Source organism: Pseudomonas sp. SWRI77, from assembly GCF_014269105.1.
Classification (GTDB): Bacteria; Pseudomonadota; Gammaproteobacteria; order Pseudomonadales; family Pseudomonadaceae; genus Aquipseudomonas; species Aquipseudomonas capeferrum.
Map to the genome: position 1 here is coordinate 25,689 of NZ_JABWRV010000024.1, position 16,069 is coordinate 41,757.

The 16,069-nt window shown below is 62.7% G+C and carries 11 protein-coding genes and 1 riboswitch; of the genes, 3 read left to right on the top strand and 8 right to left on the bottom strand.

Translation table 11 applies throughout. The features are described from left to right. Positions 1–619: 619 nt before the first annotated feature. From HU766_RS20765 to HU766_RS20790, 6 genes are all read right to left on the bottom strand, one after another. Positions 620–1,312 (bottom strand): HAMP domain-containing sensor histidine kinase, encoded by a 693-nt coding sequence (locus tag HU766_RS20765; RefSeq protein WP_033701279.1) that lies wholly within the window; start codon positions 1,310–1,312, stop codon positions 620–622. Beyond that, positions 1,309–2,916: a tetratricopeptide repeat-containing response regulator gene (locus HU766_RS20770; RefSeq protein ID WP_033701281.1), complete on the bottom strand. Its 1,608-nt coding sequence runs from the start codon at positions 2,914–2,916 to the stop codon at positions 1,309–1,311. The genes HU766_RS20765 and HU766_RS20770 overlap by 4 nt, the downstream gene beginning before the upstream one ends. A gap of 172 nt (positions 2,917–3,088) precedes the next feature. Further along, positions 3,089–5,806, bottom strand: a complete 2,718-nt coding sequence (locus tag HU766_RS20775; protein ID WP_186660240.1) for a LuxR C-terminal-related transcriptional regulator — start codon at positions 5,804–5,806, stop codon at positions 3,089–3,091. A 278-nt stretch (positions 5,807–6,084) separates the two neighbouring features. Continuing rightward, complete coding sequence (locus HU766_RS20780) at positions 6,085–7,449, bottom strand: DUF1329 domain-containing protein (protein WP_186660243.1); 1,365 nt, start codon at positions 7,447–7,449, stop codon at positions 6,085–6,087. 25 nt (positions 7,450–7,474) lie between these two features. Next, positions 7,475–9,361 (bottom strand): DUF1302 domain-containing protein, encoded by a 1,887-nt coding sequence (locus HU766_RS20785; protein ID WP_186660245.1) that lies wholly within the window; start codon positions 9,359–9,361, stop codon positions 7,475–7,477. Positions 9,362–9,694: 333 nt separating this feature from the next. Continuing rightward, positions 9,695–11,377, bottom strand: coding sequence for a fatty acid--CoA ligase (locus HU766_RS20790; RefSeq protein ID WP_047582748.1), 1,683 nt, complete (start codon positions 11,375–11,377; stop codon positions 9,695–9,697). Positions 11,378–11,592: 215 nt separating this feature from the next. On the opposite strand from HU766_RS20790, the gene HU766_RS20795 reads away from it, so the two are divergent. From HU766_RS20795 to HU766_RS20805, 3 genes are all read left to right on the top strand, one after another. Next, on the top strand, positions 11,593–12,558 hold the full coding sequence (locus HU766_RS20795) for a 2-hydroxyacid dehydrogenase (RefSeq protein ID WP_186660247.1): 966 nt from the start codon (positions 11,593–11,595) through the stop codon (positions 12,556–12,558). Positions 12,559–12,612: 54 nt separating this feature from the next. Beyond that, positions 12,613–13,611 (top strand): class I SAM-dependent methyltransferase, encoded by a 999-nt coding sequence (locus HU766_RS20800; protein WP_186660249.1) that lies wholly within the window; start codon positions 12,613–12,615, stop codon positions 13,609–13,611. A 39-nt stretch (positions 13,612–13,650) separates the two neighbouring features. Next, positions 13,651–13,792, top strand: a riboswitch (yybP-ykoY riboswitch). A gap of 90 nt (positions 13,793–13,882) precedes the next feature. Continuing rightward, the gene (locus HU766_RS20805; RefSeq protein WP_177326489.1) at positions 13,883–14,464 is read left to right on the top strand and encodes a TMEM165/GDT1 family protein; all 582 of its coding nucleotides are present in this window, start codon (positions 13,883–13,885) and stop codon (positions 14,462–14,464) included. 60 nt (positions 14,465–14,524) lie between these two features. On the opposite strand, the gene HU766_RS20810 is transcribed toward HU766_RS20805, so the two are convergent. Then, a complete protein-coding gene (locus tag HU766_RS20810; protein ID WP_033701292.1) occupies positions 14,525–15,340 on the bottom strand; it encodes a M48 family metallopeptidase in 816 nt (271 codons plus the stop codon). 97 nt (positions 15,341–15,437) lie between these two features. Beyond that, positions 15,438–16,058: an SOS response-associated peptidase gene (locus HU766_RS20815; RefSeq protein WP_186660251.1), complete on the bottom strand. Its 621-nt coding sequence runs from the start codon at positions 16,056–16,058 to the stop codon at positions 15,438–15,440. Between the last annotated feature and the right edge of the window lie 11 nt (positions 16,059–16,069).

Genomic DNA, 16,069 nt, shown 5'->3' on the forward strand with positions numbered 1-16,069 from the left:
CACCCTCTGACCACTCAAGGGAAGCAGTAATGGCTTCATACGTTATGGGCTCCATTCGGACACGGGTAGTCGCGATAGAGTTGCTCAAAAACTCTGGTTGACGGTGCAAGAACTCATTGACAAGGGCTCTGGCCTGGGATCGAAAGACTTGGTAACGAAGATTAATATTTCGCTGCCTCATGGAAGTCCCTTCCACCGAATGGACTCCATAACCATTCAGAACTCAAGCCCGACTGATCCCATTCGCTCCCAAATCAGTAGTTCTGCCGATTGCGGCGAATTCAAGTCACATTGACTGATGAGCGAAGCCAGGTCGTACGGACCCATCTTGACGCTATTCATATTGCTCACTGCCCGCCCCTCACCTTCAAGCCGGTCTGGAAGATCAGGCAGAGTCCATGAGTGGAGCTTGGATTGCTGAACAGGGTTGCTCATGATTCATTCACTGGCAGTCATTTGGAATCGGATATCTACCAGCTCGAACCCTAATGAAAAAGGGCTAAAAATCCCTCTTAGCTGTCTTCGGATCCTTCCCACAGTACATCGGGAAACCTTTCCTCCAAGTCGACCGGAAAGGTTACGCTTTATGACAATAGAGGCACTTTTTCAGCCTTTCACCTCAAGGCAAAAACAACCTGAACAACCCGCCCCCAAGCGCCCCGCCATTGGAAATCTCGATGCGCCCCTTCACCCCATCGCTCTCATGCAGCGCCGCGATCCGCGCAGCGAAGTACAGGCCCAGGCCAGTACTGCCACTGTGTGAATCGATCCCCTGAATGAACTCTTCCTGGCGTTCGAGCATGCGCTGTGGATAACCCGGGCCGTCATCGTTGACGCAGATCACCAGTTGGTTGGCCTCTTCCTCGATGCTGATCAACAAGGCATGCCCGGCAAAACGGGTGGCGTTGGTGATCACGTTGGCGATCACCGACGCCACCAGTTCGCGGTCGAAAAAGCCCAACGGGTTGTCGGTGTCGATACGCCAGGTGGCGAGGATGTCGTTGTGCTTGAGTACTTCCTGATGGGCAGCCAACTGGGCTTCGATGAAGTCGTCCAGCTCGTGGTAGTCCGGGCAGACCGGCAGCTGGTTGACACCCAGTTTGTACAGCCCCAACAGCTGCACCAGCATACCGTTGAGGTGGCGGAACTCGTGCTCCATCACCCCTTGCTCGGTGCCAGTGCGCAACTCTTCGGGCAAGCGCGCCAGCCACTGGTCATGGGACTGGATCAGCGCTGACAGGGAGTTTTTGAGGTCGTGCACGGTGGAGGCGATCACCGTGGAAAAATCCAGCCCCTGATTGTCTTGATTCATGCGCCGAACACTCGGATGTGCAGTTTGCCATAGCGGTCATAGCGGTTGTCGCTGGCCGGGATGCCGGCAACGCTGGTCAAGGCGTTGCGGCATTCCTGCATGATCGCAGGCTGTGGGTCATCCCCCCCGATGCGCAGCAGCGCCTGGGCGGTGTTGAGGGCGATGCTGATGTTCTTCGGTTGCAAGGCCAAGGCCTTGCGGAACAACTGCAGCGCTTCGTCGAGCTGACCTCCCTGGTAACTACGCACTCCCTGGCGGTTGAGGGTTACGGCTTCGGTGATCGCATTGAGTACGGCCGGATCATCCGTCAGCTTGGCTACCTTCTGCATGACCTTGGGGTCATCGCCATAGCTTTCCACACAGCTTTTGAGCACCCCAATCGCGGCCGCTTCCTGCCCTGACGCCTGCAGTTGGGCAGCCACTGTCAGCGCAGCATCGACCGAGAAGAACTGTTCCATCTTGTCCAGACGCTGCATGGCCTGCTCGGTGAGCTTGGCGGCCGTCTCGGCGTCACCGGCCTGCTGCAGGCTCGCGGCTTTCATCATCCGGGCGCGCACCTGCAAGCCTTGATCCTCGGGGTTTTCCTTGGCCACTTCACTGAGCACGGTGTTGATCTCGACGCGGGTCCGGGCGTCCAGGCCAAAGCCTGCGTTCTTGCTCATCAAGGCCTGCACCAGGCCAAGGTTGTTCTCGGCATCCTTGTAGCGCGAACTCTGCCCCTGGTTCACTGCATGGCGGAACGCCTTCGAGGAGGTTTCAAAGTCCTCGTTGCCCAGCGCCAGCTTGCCCAGCGTGGCCTGCCGACGTACCGACAGCGGCGACAGCCGCACTGCTTCTTCCAGCATGTTCTGCGCGCGCTTGTTCTCGCCCTGCGCCACCAGCACTTCGGCCATGCCGTCGTACAGGCCCGGCATGATCGGGAAGGCCTTCAGTGCCTGCTCGTACACGCCCTGAGCCTGGGCATTCTGGCCACGCTTGTGCATCAGGCTGCCCAGCGCCGAGTACACCCACGGCTGCGGGCGGCTGGCGAGAATGGCCTTGAGGAACTTTTCCAGCTCGTCAAAGCGATTGAGGTTGCGCAGGGCATCGGCCCGGTAGCGCAGGCACAAAGGGGCGAAGCGCGGGTCCTTCTTGCACAGCTCGGCGCAGGCCGCCAGGACTTCGGCCGGGCGACCGCGGTCCAGGGCCTGGAGGATCGGCTTGAGCAAGGTCTTGCGCTGGAACAGCTTCTCGACGCGCTGGGCCAGGCCTACCCGGTTGAACGGCTTGGTCAGGTAGGCATCGGGCTCATGCTCGATGGCACTGAGGACGATGGCCTGGCTGCTCTCGGCCGTCACCATGATGAACACGCACTCATGGCTGATGTGCTTGTCGAGGATCAGGTCTTCGAGCACCTGCTGGCCGTTCTTCTTGCCGTCGCCCAGGTGGAAGTCCTGCAGGATGAAGTCATAACGTTTCTGCGCGCACATGCGCAGGGCCTGCTCGCCGCTGTCGGCAGTGTCCACGTCGCGCACACCCAGCTCGCGCAACATGGAACGTGTCGACGTACGAAAGTCGGTGAAGTCGTCGACGATCAGAAAGCTCTTTTGCCCGTACTGCAGCATCAACACGACCTGTATTGGGATGATTGAAAAATCGCGCAAGGCGATGCATACCACCGAATGCTGTATCGGCAACCGGTCGGGAAAGATGAGGGTTGAGCATGCAGCGCGCTAAACAATTGCGCGCAGTGGCCTCAAGCCATTACTTTAGCGAGCAAACCCCGCGAGGGCTACCTCAGGCCAGTAAGCCCAGCGATTTGGCCTTGGCCACCGCTTGCGTCCGGCGCTCGACGCCCAGCTTGCTGTTGATGTGGCTGGCATGGGTCTTGACGGTATGCAGCGAGATAAACAGCCGCTCGCTGATCTGCTGGTTGGAACACCCCTGCGCGATCAGTTCAAGCACAGCCCGCTCCCGACCACTCAACGCCTCGCCGCTGCCGCTGCTGACCACAGGTAATGGCGGCAGGCGCTTGAGCAGTTCGGCCTGCACCGCGCAACCGGGGTGCGCTGCAAGCTGCTCGTGCAGCCACTGTGGGTGTTTTTCGAGCAACGTTTGGAAGGGGTGCAGCACGCCGCCCTGCGCGGCTTCGAGCGCCTTGGGCAGCAGCCCGGCAGCTTGCGCTTCACGGCCCTCCCCTAGCAGCAGGGCAAGCCACTGGCACAGTGCACTGACGGCCAGCAGCATGCCGCCACTGGCCAAACCCCGTTCGACCAGCCCCGACAGGCGCTGAATAGATTCATCTGTGCGCAGCTGGATACGCGCCAGCAACGCCTGCTGCAGTTCGATATGCAGTGGCAGCAACGGGTGAAACTCCGGGGCCGCTGCGGGCTGCTCGCCGCCGTAGGTCTGCCCCAGCCGCAGCAACCACGACTCGGCAAGGTCGGTACGCCCTTGCGCCAGCCACAGCTCGCATTTGACCAGGGTAATCATGGCCAGGTAGTAGATCGGCGGAACATCCCAGATGTGCATCAGCCGCTCCGCCTCGGCCAGCTCGGCGAACGCTTCGGCGAAGTGGCCCTCGCGGCCATCGAGCGTCGCAATGACACAGTGGCCGATCAGCACGCTGATGTCCCGGCAGGCCCGCGCTTCACCCAGCCCCGCACGCAGGCGCGCACGGCCTTGGGCGGCTTGCAGGCGCGAAACCAGCAGGTAGCCCTCGTACAGGGTCAGCCGCGCCCGCACCGCATACAAGCGCTGCCCCGACAGCCCCTGCAGGCGCTGCAAGCCTTGGCGCACTTCGTCCAGGGCCCGCAACACTTCACCACGGGCATGCAGCACCCGCGCCCGATCATAGTGCGCCAGGGCCTCGAACAGCGGGTTGCCGACACGCTGGGCCAGCTCCAGAGCTTCGCGGTTCCAGCCCCGCGCATGCCAGAAGTCGGCATCGGCAATGGCCAGGTTGGACAGTGTCGACAGGCACACCAGGCGCTGGCCATAACGCTTGCACGGCAGGCTTTGCAGCGCTTCACCGCAATAAGCCAAGGTGCGCTCGCGATCACCCCGACCGCGCGCGATGACGCCGCTCAGCGCCAGCCACTGGGCCAGCATCGACTTCTGCGCGGTCGCCGACGGTGCAGGCAGAAAACGGCTGAGGTAACCGGCCAGTTCTTCGGCCGCATCCAGCTGGCAAGCCAACCCCAACGCCCAGCTATACAGCACGATCAGCCGCGGCGTGCTGATCAGCAAGCTTTCTGGGAGGTCCATCTTCCAGCGCAGCAGCATGCCGACGTTCTGCTCGGCCAGCAGCTGCTCCTCGGAAAGGCTCTGCACCAGGTCGGCAGCCACATCGAGGTGGCCGGCACGCAGCGCCTGTTCAACCGCCTCGTCCAGCAAGCCTTGCCCCTCGAACCAACGACAGGCACGCAAGTGCAGGCCCGCCAGCGGTTCGCTGGCCTGGCGGCTACGCAGCAGGTCAGAGAACAGGTGGTGGTAACGAAACCAGTGACCGTGCTCGTCCAGCGGCACCAGAAACACCTGGTGAGCCTGCAGGAAGCGCAGGATCGCGGTACTGTCCTCGCGGCCACGCAGGGCATCGCAGAGCGGCGCACAGAAGCGCTCCTGGCACGCCGTTTCGTAGAGAAAGGCCTGTACGTCCGCCGGCAGGATCTCGATGACTTCTTCCAGCAAGTAATCGCGTATCAGCCCTTCGCCGCCATGCAAGGCGTGGGGCAAGGCATGCTCATCGCCTGATTCGCTGGCCGCAAGCTGCCAGAAGCGTAGCCCGGCCACCCAGCCGTCACTGCGCTGGATCAGGTTGTCCAGTGCCTGGCCACGCAGGCCGGTGGGTTGGCGGCCGATTACCGCCAACGACTCGTCAGGCGTCAGGCGCAGCTCCTGCTCGTTGAGTTCGACCAGTTGCCGGGACAGACGCAAGCGCGCCAGGTGCCAATCCGGGCGCTGGCGGCTGGTGATCAACAGCACCAGGCCATTGGGCAAGTGATTGAGGAAAAACTGCAGGCAACTGTCGAGTACCGGCCCTTGCGCCAGGTGATAGTCATCCAGCACCAGTAGCAGGGGCGTATCGGCTTGCAGGTACTGCGCCAGCTCGTCGAGCAGGCCGTCGAGCCACTCCTCGAAGGCGAATGGCTGGTGACGCTGGCGCATTTTCAGCAGGCCCATGGCCTGGCCACCCAAGGCGGGGCAGTACTGCTGCAGGCCTTCGAGCAGCCGCTCAAGAAAACGCCCGGGGTCGGCATCGCGCTGGCTCAGGCCAAGCCAGAGGCTTCGCCAGTGCTCGGGCAGTGCTTCGCAGAACTCGATGGCCAACGAGCTTTTACCAAAGCCCGCCGGCGCGTTGACCAGCAGCAACCGCCCGTTCAGGCCTGCCTGCAGGCGCTGGCACAGACGTGCACGCGGCACGTGGCCGTCCGGCAGCGGTGGCCGAAAGAAACGCCCGCCCAGCAGGCCGAGGGCCTGGCTGGCGAATCCATGCGTACGGGACAGATCTGTCATGGCCGGCTCATTCTGATGGGAAGACAACGGCGATACGGATGCTTGCGAGACTAGCGGGTAACGCAGCGCATTTGAAGATGATGGGCGCAATTGCGCTGTAAAAGACTACGACAAAAAGCAACAACCCTGATGGACGAGCACTAGGCCGGGGCTTTGGCGGAACATTCACCGGCCTTATCGCGGCCCTGCAGGTGGCCGCGAATTGCGCAGTGGCTGAACAGAAACGCCCCGGCAAGCCGGGGCGTTCTGGGGATCACACGGAGTTGCAGGTTATCAGCTCAACGAATACCCGACTGACGCAGGGCCGCTGGCTGGAAGTCGGCTTTGCTGGCACTGAAGCCAAAGTCGTAAGCGCGCTTCTCTTCGTTCTTCATGCCCAGCGCCAGGTAACGACCCGACTGCAGGTCGTAAATGGTTTCCAGGGTGTACCAAGGTACTTCTTTGTTGTAATACGGCTGTGAATGGGCTTCGGAAACGCGCCACAGCTGGCCACGACCGTCGTACTGATCGATCACTGCAGCCTGCCAGGTGTCCTCATCGATGTAGAAGTCACGCTTGGCGTAGACGTGCCGCTGACTCGGTTTGAGCGTTGCAACCACGTGCCAGACGCGGCGCAGCTCGTAACGGGACAGGTCCTGGTTGATGTGCCCGGCCTTGATGATGTCGACGTACTTCAGCTTGGGGTCATCCAGCTTGAAGGCGTTGGAGGCGATGTACAGTTCCTTCTTGCCTTCCAGCTTCCAGTCGTAGCGGTCTGGCGCACCGTTGAACATGTCCAGGTTGTCCGAGGTACGCAGGCCGTCGGCAGCAGTACCCGGGCCGTCGTACGACACTTGCGGTGCCTTGCGTACGCGACGCTGGCCGGCGTTGTAGATCCAGGCATTGCGCGGTTCTTTCACCTGGTCGAGGGTTTCGTGCACCAGCAGCACGGTACCGGCCAGGCGTGCGGGCGCGGTCACTTCCTGCTTGAAGTAGAAGAGGATGTTACCCGGGTTGTTCGGGTCGTAATCCTTCATCTTGTCGCGGAAGACGAACTGGTCCGAGAAGTTCACAGCGACGAACGAGCCGTTCTGCTGCGGCGTGGCCTGGATCACCAGACGACTGACACTGCCCCCACGGTAGCGGGTAATGTGGTTCCAGATCACTTCCAGGCCGCTTTTCGGGATCGGGAACGGCACCGCCGTGTCGAAGTTGTTCAAGCCGTTGCCGCCTTCCACCAGCGTGGTCTGGGTGGCGTTTTTCTTGATGGCGGCGAACACGTCGGCAGGTACCGTGGAGCCGCGATGGGTCTTGAATACCGGGATCCTGAAGCTGTCCGGGTAGCGTTTGAACATGGCCAGCTGGCCCGGAGAAAGCTTGTCCTTGTACTGATCGGCGTTCTGCGCAGTGATGGTGAACAACGGCTTTTCACTGCCATACGGGTCGGCCAGGAAGCCCTTGCCGTCGACGCTACCCGCCGTCTTCGACAGCGGCTCCCACGGGCCGATCGAGCCATCGGCGTTGCCGGCCTTTTCGGCGCCCATCGGGGTCAGGGTACTGCCCAACTTGGCCGCCTCGTCGGCGGATACCGCAGCCATGACGCTGGTCGCCAGCAGGGACAGGCCCAGTACACCGGCTTGCAGCACACTTCTGGTCTTGTTCATGTTGTGTCGTCCTGAATCAGTATTCTTAGAAGTTCACGCCGAAGCTGAGGGCGACGAAGTCGCGGTCATCCACGGTGCTGTACTTGCCGTCGAAGAAGTTGGTGTACGACAGGCTCGCCGTATAGGTGTTCTGGTACTCGGCGTCCAGGCCCAGGCTGACGGCCTTGCGGCCTTCCTCGAAGTTGGCACCAGGGCCAGGCGAGTAGCCGGAAACGTCATGCGACCAGGCCACGCTGGGCTTGAGGTTAACCCCGGCGAAGACGTCGTTGTAGTCCCAGATGACCCGGGCGCGGTAACCCCAGGAGGTGCTGGTGGTGTAGCCGTCGTTCTCGCATTTGCGATTCAGGTTGGTGGTGGATGCCCCAGCACCTGCGCCAGCGATGGTGCTGCCATTGAGCGCCTGGCAGGTGTCCGCACCGCCGGTAGCAGGCAGCGGGCCAGGCCCGAAGACCGGGTCACGGCCGTAGCGGGTCTCGCGTGCGTTTTCCAGGCCGCCAACGTGGGTAACCCCAACTTCGCCCACCACAGTCATGCGGCTGGCGCCCATTACTTGGTCGAAGAAGTGCGTCAGCGTAGTCTGGAACTGGGTGATTTCCTTGCGACGGTAGCCGTGCAGGTCTTGGCCGGGGGTACCGGAGAGCAGCGAAGCGTTGGTCAGTGCGCCACCAATCGGACGCACGCCCGAGAATAGGATGTCGGTGGTATTCAGTTGCACGGGGGCATTGGGGCGATAGCTGACTTCACCACTCCACGCCGTACCCGTAGGCAGCGTAGTGGAGAAGCTCAGGCCGTACAGGCGGATGTCCTCGGGGTACTCGACGAAGTACTCGGAGTTACCGGCCACAATCAGCGGTGCCAGCGCTCGCAACTGTGCAGGCAGCGCGCTCAGGCCGGCGAACACCGACGGTGGGGCGCCAGTGGCACTGAAGATCGGCGCGCGGCTGTGGTAGTTCATGAAGTAGGCACCGAACTCGGTGTCCAGCGGGTCGAACATGTAGCGCAGAGCCACGCCGAACTGGCCGCTGTCACGGGCATCACGGTCGGCGCCGCGGCGCACCATCACCCCTTCTTCGTTGATGTTCACGCCCTGAGTGGCGAGGAACTGCTGGGCTGCGCCCGGCACCGTGCGGCTGCTGTTGAGCACGCGCAGGTTGTCGGTACAGCCGTCGGCGATGATGTCTGGCTGGGAGAAGAACGTGCCGCAGTTGTCGACGACGGTCTGGTCCCATTCGATCTGATAGAAGGCCTCGGCCGACAGGTTATCGGTCAAGCTCTGGGAAATGTAGAACATGTTGACAGGGATCAGGCCTTCCTTGATCTCGGCCCCCGGGCGGCGGAACGCGGACACGTCGATCGGGTTGATCGAGTTGATGCCGCCGCCGATGAAGGTACTCTCACCCCAACTGACAACCTGCTTGCCCAGGCGCACCGAGCCTGGCATGTCGCCAATCGAATAGTTGTGATAGACGAACGCATCGAGCAGTTCGGCACCGGAAGACTTGGCGCCTTCCTTGCGGTTGGAGTCGCTGATGTCCTTGAACTCGCGGCTTTCGTCCTTCAGCTCGAAGTCGTACCAGTACTTGCCACGCACGAACACGCCGGTGTCACCGTACTTGAGTTCGAGGTCATGGATGCCCTTGAAGATCTTGGAGAACGTTTCGCCCTTCTTGAAGTTCAGGTGGCCATCGTCGGAGGTCTGCGACAGGCCTTTGCCGCCGTTGTTCACCCCGATCAGGTTCTTGTTGGGGTTGGCCGTCGACCAACTGGCGCCGATGGAGAGCGACGAGTCGAACTGGCCTTCGATTTCACCAATGTTGAAACTGACAGCGAAAGCAGGACTTGCGAGCGTGGAAGCAAGGCTGACGGCCAGGGGCAACTTGGCCCGGCGCCAGAACAGGTTTGCAGATTTCATCGACGCTACTCCATGTACTTTTTTGTTATGGCAGTGAGTCCTTTCAGAAACGGCCCGTGGGACCGGTATGCAGGCTTGCGCCTGCGGCAACACGGCTTGCGCGTGTCGCCCTCCCCCATTCCTGAAAATCCCCTGGCCTCGACTATAGCCAGCAAGGCACAGGCGCTTGATCCCTCTAAAGTGTGATTTGCGCTCCGTGCCGCCAACTCGCACCGACGTTTTTCTTCGTGACGCGCTGGCAGTGCTGAAGCATGGCGCATTTTGGCTGTTTGGCAAGGCGCCGGGCTCTCTAGCATGCGGGTCGTGTTCTGACGTACACGACCCGCACGGTGCTCACAGAGTCGACAGGAACGCGCTGTTACTGGCCTGCCACTGGACGATGTCCTGGCGGATGCGTTTCTTGTCGAGTTTGCCGACACTGGTCTTGGGAATTTCAGTAACAACGGCGATCTGGCTTGGAATTGCCCACTTGTTGATGTGCCCCTCTTCGACAAAAGGCTTGAGGTGGTCCTTGAGCGACTTGGCGTCAATGGCCTGCCCGTCGCGCACCACCAGCAGGGCAAAGGGTCGCTCGCCCCACTGCGGGTCGGCGACACCCACCACCGCCACTTCGCGCACCGCCGGGTGACGGCTGATCAGGTCTTCGAGGTCAAGCGAAGATACCCACTCGCCGCCGGTCTTGATCACATCCTTGATGCGATCGCGGATATCGATGTAACCCATGCCGTCGAGGGTCGCGACGTCACCGGTGTGCAGCCAGCCGCCCTGCCACAGCTCTTGGCTCTTTTCCGGCTCCTTGAAGTAGCCCATGGTCAGCCACGGGGCTCGCAGCACCAGTTCGCCCTGGGTCTCGCCATCGGCCGGGAGGAAATTACCCTCGCCGTCGACGATCGCCGCTTCCACCAGGGGCACCGGCACGCCGGCCTTGATCCGGTAGGTGATGCGCTCATCCTCGCTGCCGGCCTGCAGTTCGTCGTTCAGGTGCGCGGCCGAAATCAACGGGCAGGTCTCGGACATGCCGTACGCCGCCGTCAGCTGGATACCGCGCGCCAGTGCAGCCTGGTACAACGACCGGTTAAGCGAACTGCCGCCGATGATGATCTTCCAGCCACCGAAGTCCTCGCCCTGGGCGCTGGGGCAATTGAGCAGCATCTGCAGGATGGTCGGCACGCAATGGGAGAAGGTGACTTTCTCTTCACGCCACAGCTTGACCAGCATGTCCGGCTCGTAGCGCCCCGGGTACACCTGCTTCATGCCAAGCATGGTGGCGGCGTAAGGGATGCCCCAGGCATGCACGTGGAACATCGGGGTGATGGGCATGTACACATCGTTGCTGCCCAGCAGGCGCACGCTGTCGATGCTGCCGGTCACCGAGGCTTCAGCCAGGGTGTGCAGCACCAATTGCCGATGGGTGAAGTACACCCCCTTGGGGTTGCCGGTGGTACCTGTGGTGTAGAAGGTGGTGGCCACCGAATTCTCGTCGAAATCCGGGAAGTCGTAGCGTGGGCTGGCGGCGGCGAGCAACTGTTCGTACTCGCCGACCAGGTTGGGCAGCTCGGCGGTCTTGTCAGGGCCATCGGTCAGCAGCACGGTCTTGTCGACCGTCGTCAACTGACCGGCGATGGCCTGGTAGAGCCCGACGAAGTCACTGTTGACCAGCACCACCCGGTCTTCGGCGTGGTTCATGGTGTAGAGGATCTGTTCCGGTGACAGGCGCACGTTGATGGTGTGCACCACCGCGCCGATCATTGGGATGGCGAACATGCATTCCAGGTAGCGATGGCTGTCCCAGTCCATCACCGCCACCGTGTCACCGGCCTTGACCCCGGCTTCGGTCAGGACATTGGCCAGGCGAGCGATACGCTCGTTGAGCTGTGGATAAGTCAGGCGCAACTGATCGCGATAAACGATCTCGCGGGTTTTCTCGTAACGGCTGCCGGACATCAGCAGGCGTTTGATCAGCAGCGGGTAGGCGTAGGCGCCTTCGGCGGGTTTGATGATGCGGGTCTGCAACATGGGTATCCCTTTTCTGAAAAGCGGGCCGGACAAGTCTGGATCTACTGTAGTAGCTCAATGTGACGGTCAAATCAGCCGAAGGAATGATTTGGGCCGTTGAGGTATGAGTGGCAGGCGTTGACGCGCGGTAACCGCGGGCTAGACACTGCGGCTAACCCCTTCGGGCTTTGCACCGAAACCCATGCCCATTGCCCGCCCCGCCACCGGAGAACCCCATGCCCAGCCCGCGTCGCGCCGTGTTCCTCGATCACCAGTCCCTGGACCTAGGTGACCTTGACCTGTCGCCCTTGCAATCGCAGTTCGAGGCGTTCGAGCTGTTTGCCGCCACCCGCCCGGAGCAGGTCGCCGAACGCCTGCAGGGCGCCGTCGCGGTGATCAGCAACAAGGTCATGCTCGATGCCGCAGCCCTTGCGGCCAACCCGCAGCTCAAGCTGATCCTGGTGGCCGCCACCGGCACCAACAATGTCGACCTGGCAGCGGCCCGCGCCCAAGGCATCACGGTGTGCAACTGCCAGGGTTATGGCACGCCGTCGGTGGCCCAGCACACCCTCGCCCTGCTGCTGGCCCTGGCCACGCGCCTGTGCGACTACAACCAGGCGGTGGCTGACGGCCAATGGGCCAAGGCCAGCCAGTTCTGCCTGCTGGACTTCCCCATCGTCGAGCTGGAGGGCAAGACCCTTGGCCTGCTCGGCCATGGCGAGCTGGGCGGCGCGGTGGCACGCCTAGCGGAAGCCTTTGGCATGCGCGTGTTGAGCGGGCAGATCCCCGGCCGCCCGGAACGCGCCGACCGCATGCCGCTGCAAGACCTGCTGCCACAAGTCGACGCGCTGACCCTGCACTGCCCACTGAACGAGCATACCCGGCACATGATCGGGGCTGCCGAGCTGGCCCTGCTCAAGCCCGGTGCCCTGGTGGTCAACACCGCCCGGGGCGGACTGATCGACGAGCAGGCACTGGCCGACGCCCTGCGCCAGGGCCACCTCGGTGGCGCCGCCACCGACGTGCTCAGCGTCGAGCCGCCGGTCAATGGCAACCCGCTGCTGGCAGGCGATATCCCCCGGCTGATCATCACCCCGCACAGTGCCTGGGGTGCAGTGGAGTCGCGCCAGCGCATCGTCGGTCAGCTTAGCGAGAACGCCCAGGCCTACTTCGCCGGTCAGCCACGCCGCGTGGTCAGCTGAGCGCAGCGTTAGCCTCTGCTACACTGCGCGACTTTTTTCCAGGAGGCGTCGTCCATGGACCCGCGCAGTGAAGTGTTGCTCCGCCAGGCGGACCTGTTCCAGGGCCCGCTGCTGATCGCCGGTGCGCCCGCCGACGATCTGCTCGGCCACCTGCCCATGGCCCATGGCTGGACCTGGCATGCCGGCGACCAGGCCATGCTCGAAGGGCGCTTTGCCGGGCGCAGCCACTACGGTGTCGAACCGCCCCCGGTGGCCTTCGACAGCGCCGTGCTGTTTCTGCCCAAGTCCCGTGAGCTGGCCGCCTACCTGCTCAACGCCCTGGCGTCGCGCCTGGCCGGGCGCGAGTTGTACCTGGTCGGGGAGAAACGCGGCGGTATCGAAGGCGCGGCGAAGCAACTGCAGGCCTTTGGCAAACCGCGCAAGCTCGACAGCGCCCGGCATTGCCAGTTGTGGCAAGTGACCGTCAACCAGGCGCCAGCGGCCACGCCGCTGCAAAGCCTGGCCGAGCGCTTCGAGCTCGACCTCGAAGACGGCCCACTGCAGGTGGTCAGCCTGCCGGGCGTGTTCAGCCATGGCCGCCTCGATCGCGGTACCGCACTGCTGCTCAAGCACCTCGATGGCCTACCGTGCGGGCATGTACTGGACTTCGGTTGCGGTGCCGGCGTGCTGGGTGCCACGGTGAAACGCCGCTATCCGCAAAGCCGGCTGACCTTGCTGGACGTCGACGCCTTCGCCGTGGCTGCCAGTCGCCTGACGTTGGCCGCCAACGGCCTGGAAGGTGAAGTGATCAGCGGCGATGGCATCGACGCGGCCCCCACCGACTTGAGCCTGATCCTGAGCAACCCGCCGTTTCATACCGGGGTCCACACCAATTACCAAGCGTCGGAGAACTTGCTGAAAAAATCCAGCGTTCATCTGCGAAAAGGTGGCGAAATGCGCCTGGTGGCGAACAGCTTCCTGCGCTACCAGCCGCTGATCGTAGGGGCGCTGGGCAACTGCCAGGTACGCGCCGAGGCCGACGGTTTTCGTATCTACCAGGCAACACGCGGTTAAAAACAGCGCTTGCCGAAACCGATTCGGCTAGGCAGAATCCGCACCGTCCTAGGGGAGTAGTCTCCCGCGAGCACCCAGCTCGCCCGGCACGCGTCAACATACTTGGCCCACAGGCCATGGCGCGTGCGACCCGCTATGCAGCGCCTGCATAGAGAGATCCGCACAGACGGATCCGCGGTTTGACAAGACCTATGACACGCACACCTTACCCGGGGCGGGAAGGCTGTACGTGTCATAGCCGTGTCGACCCGCCCCCGTAGGAAACCTGATGCTGGAATCCCTGCTGGTCCCCACCGCCATCGTTGCCCTCGCCGAAATCGGCGACAAGACGCAACTGCTCGCGCTCATCCTCGCTGCCCGCTTTCGCAAGCCTTGGCCGATCATCGCCGGTATAATCGCCGCCACCCTGGCCAACCATGCCGCCGCAGGCGCCGTGGGTGCGTGGGTCGGCGGGTTCTTCAGCGACTCGGCGCTGCACTGGATCCTGGCCGCCAGCTTCACCGCCACTGCACTGTGGACGCTGGTGCCGGACAAGATGGATGACGATGAAAATCCCGCGCGCCGCTTCGGCCCGTTCCTGACCACACTGATTGCGTTCTTCCTGGCCGAGATCGGCGACAAGACCCAAGTGGCCACGGTGATGCTTGCAGCACAGTACCCACACCTGATCATGGTCATCATCGGCACCACCCTGGGCATGCTGATTGCCAACGTGCCGGTGGTACTGGCGGGTAACTTTGCGGCGGATAAACTGCCGTTGACGCTGATTCGTCGCCTGGCGGCTACCGCGTTCATCGTGCTGGCGGTCGTGGCCGTTTATTCGGCGATGAAAGCCAGTGGCTGGGTGGGGTAACACAAAGCTGGGGGCGCCTTGCGTTGCAAAAGGGCCGCAAAGCGGCCCCCATGGCAATGCTTACTTCTTGGCCGCCTGATACAACGGCATCACCTTCGGAATGGCTGCCTGCAACGAGGCGATACGGCTCTCGGACGCCGGGTGAGTGCTCATGAACTCAGGCGGCGCGCCTTCGGAAGCCTTGCTCATCTTGTTCCACAAGGTGATCGCGGCATTCGGGTCGTAACCGGCACGCGCCGACAGCTCCAGGCCGATCAGGTCCGCTTCGTTCTCGTTGGAACGGCTGTTGGGCAGGGTCATGGCGTAGTTCACCACGGTATCGGCCAAGGCCATGCTGCTCTGGCCCAGTCCGAAGAGGGCGCCCGCGCCCTGGCGGGCCATTTCCACACCATAGGCCTTGGACATCGCTTCGCGGCTGTGCTCACGCAAGGCGTGGGCGATCTCGTGGCCGACCACCGCTGCAATCTCGGCATCGGTCAGCTTGAGCTGGTCGATCAGGCCGGTGTAAACGATGATCTTGCCGCCAGGCCCGCAGTTGGCATTGAGCTCATCGCTCTTGATCACGTTGACTTCCCACTTCCACTGCGCAGCATCCGGGCGGAAGATCGGCGCCTGGGCGATCAGCCGGTCAGCGATGACCTGCACGCGCTTGGCGTCGGCGCTGGACTTGTCCAGCACGCCTTTGTTCGACGCCTCACCGAGGGTCTGCTGGTAGGACTGGGCATACATCTGGTTGACCTCATCGGTCGAGAGCATGCTGAACATGTACTGCTTGCGCTCGACACCGACGGCCCCGCCGCTGGTCGTATTTACCGACTGGCAGCCTGCCAGCAGGATACCGGCGCTCAACAGACTGACAACAAATGACTTACGCATGAAAACACTCCCTTTTACATGCGGCGTATCCTAGGCCTAGTCGCCCAGGCCCGCCATAGCCGCAGGGAAGAATTTTACCGGCACTGCAGCCAGCGCATCAGGCCGGGGTCAGGCACTCTGGCGCATCGAGCTTCGGGTCATTGACGAAGTGTGCCAACGCCCGCTCACGCAACGTGGCCGGCGGGCTGGCCAGCAATTCATGCAACCGCGCCATCGGCGTATCAGGGGCCAGCCAGGCCGCTCGCCCCGCCTCATCCAGAATCAAAGGCCGGCGCTGGTTCATGGCCGCCTGGGTCACCACCGCGCAACTCAACCAGACTTGGTCCTGTACCGGATACGCTTCCCACACCGCTGCGAAATACAGCGAAGCCCCCTCCCCTGGCGTCAGCCAGTACGGGCGTTTGCGCACAGTACCGCGCCACTCATAGAAGCCATTGGCCGGCATCAGGCAACGGCGCTGGCGAAACGCCTCGCGGAACATCGGTTGCTCGGCAAGGGTTTCGGCGCGGGCATGGGCAGGCGTACGGGAAAGGTCGGTGAGCCAGGCCGGGGTCAGCCCCCAGCGCGCCTTGGCCAGTTGCTGCTGGCCGTCGAGCTGGCGCTGTATCAGCACCGAAGCACCCGGCGAGATATTCCATTGGGCCGGCTGGCCGGCCGGAAAGCCCGGCAGACTGGCAAGGGCCTGGGGCCAGCGAAACAGGGCGTAACGTCCACACATGAGCGAATTCT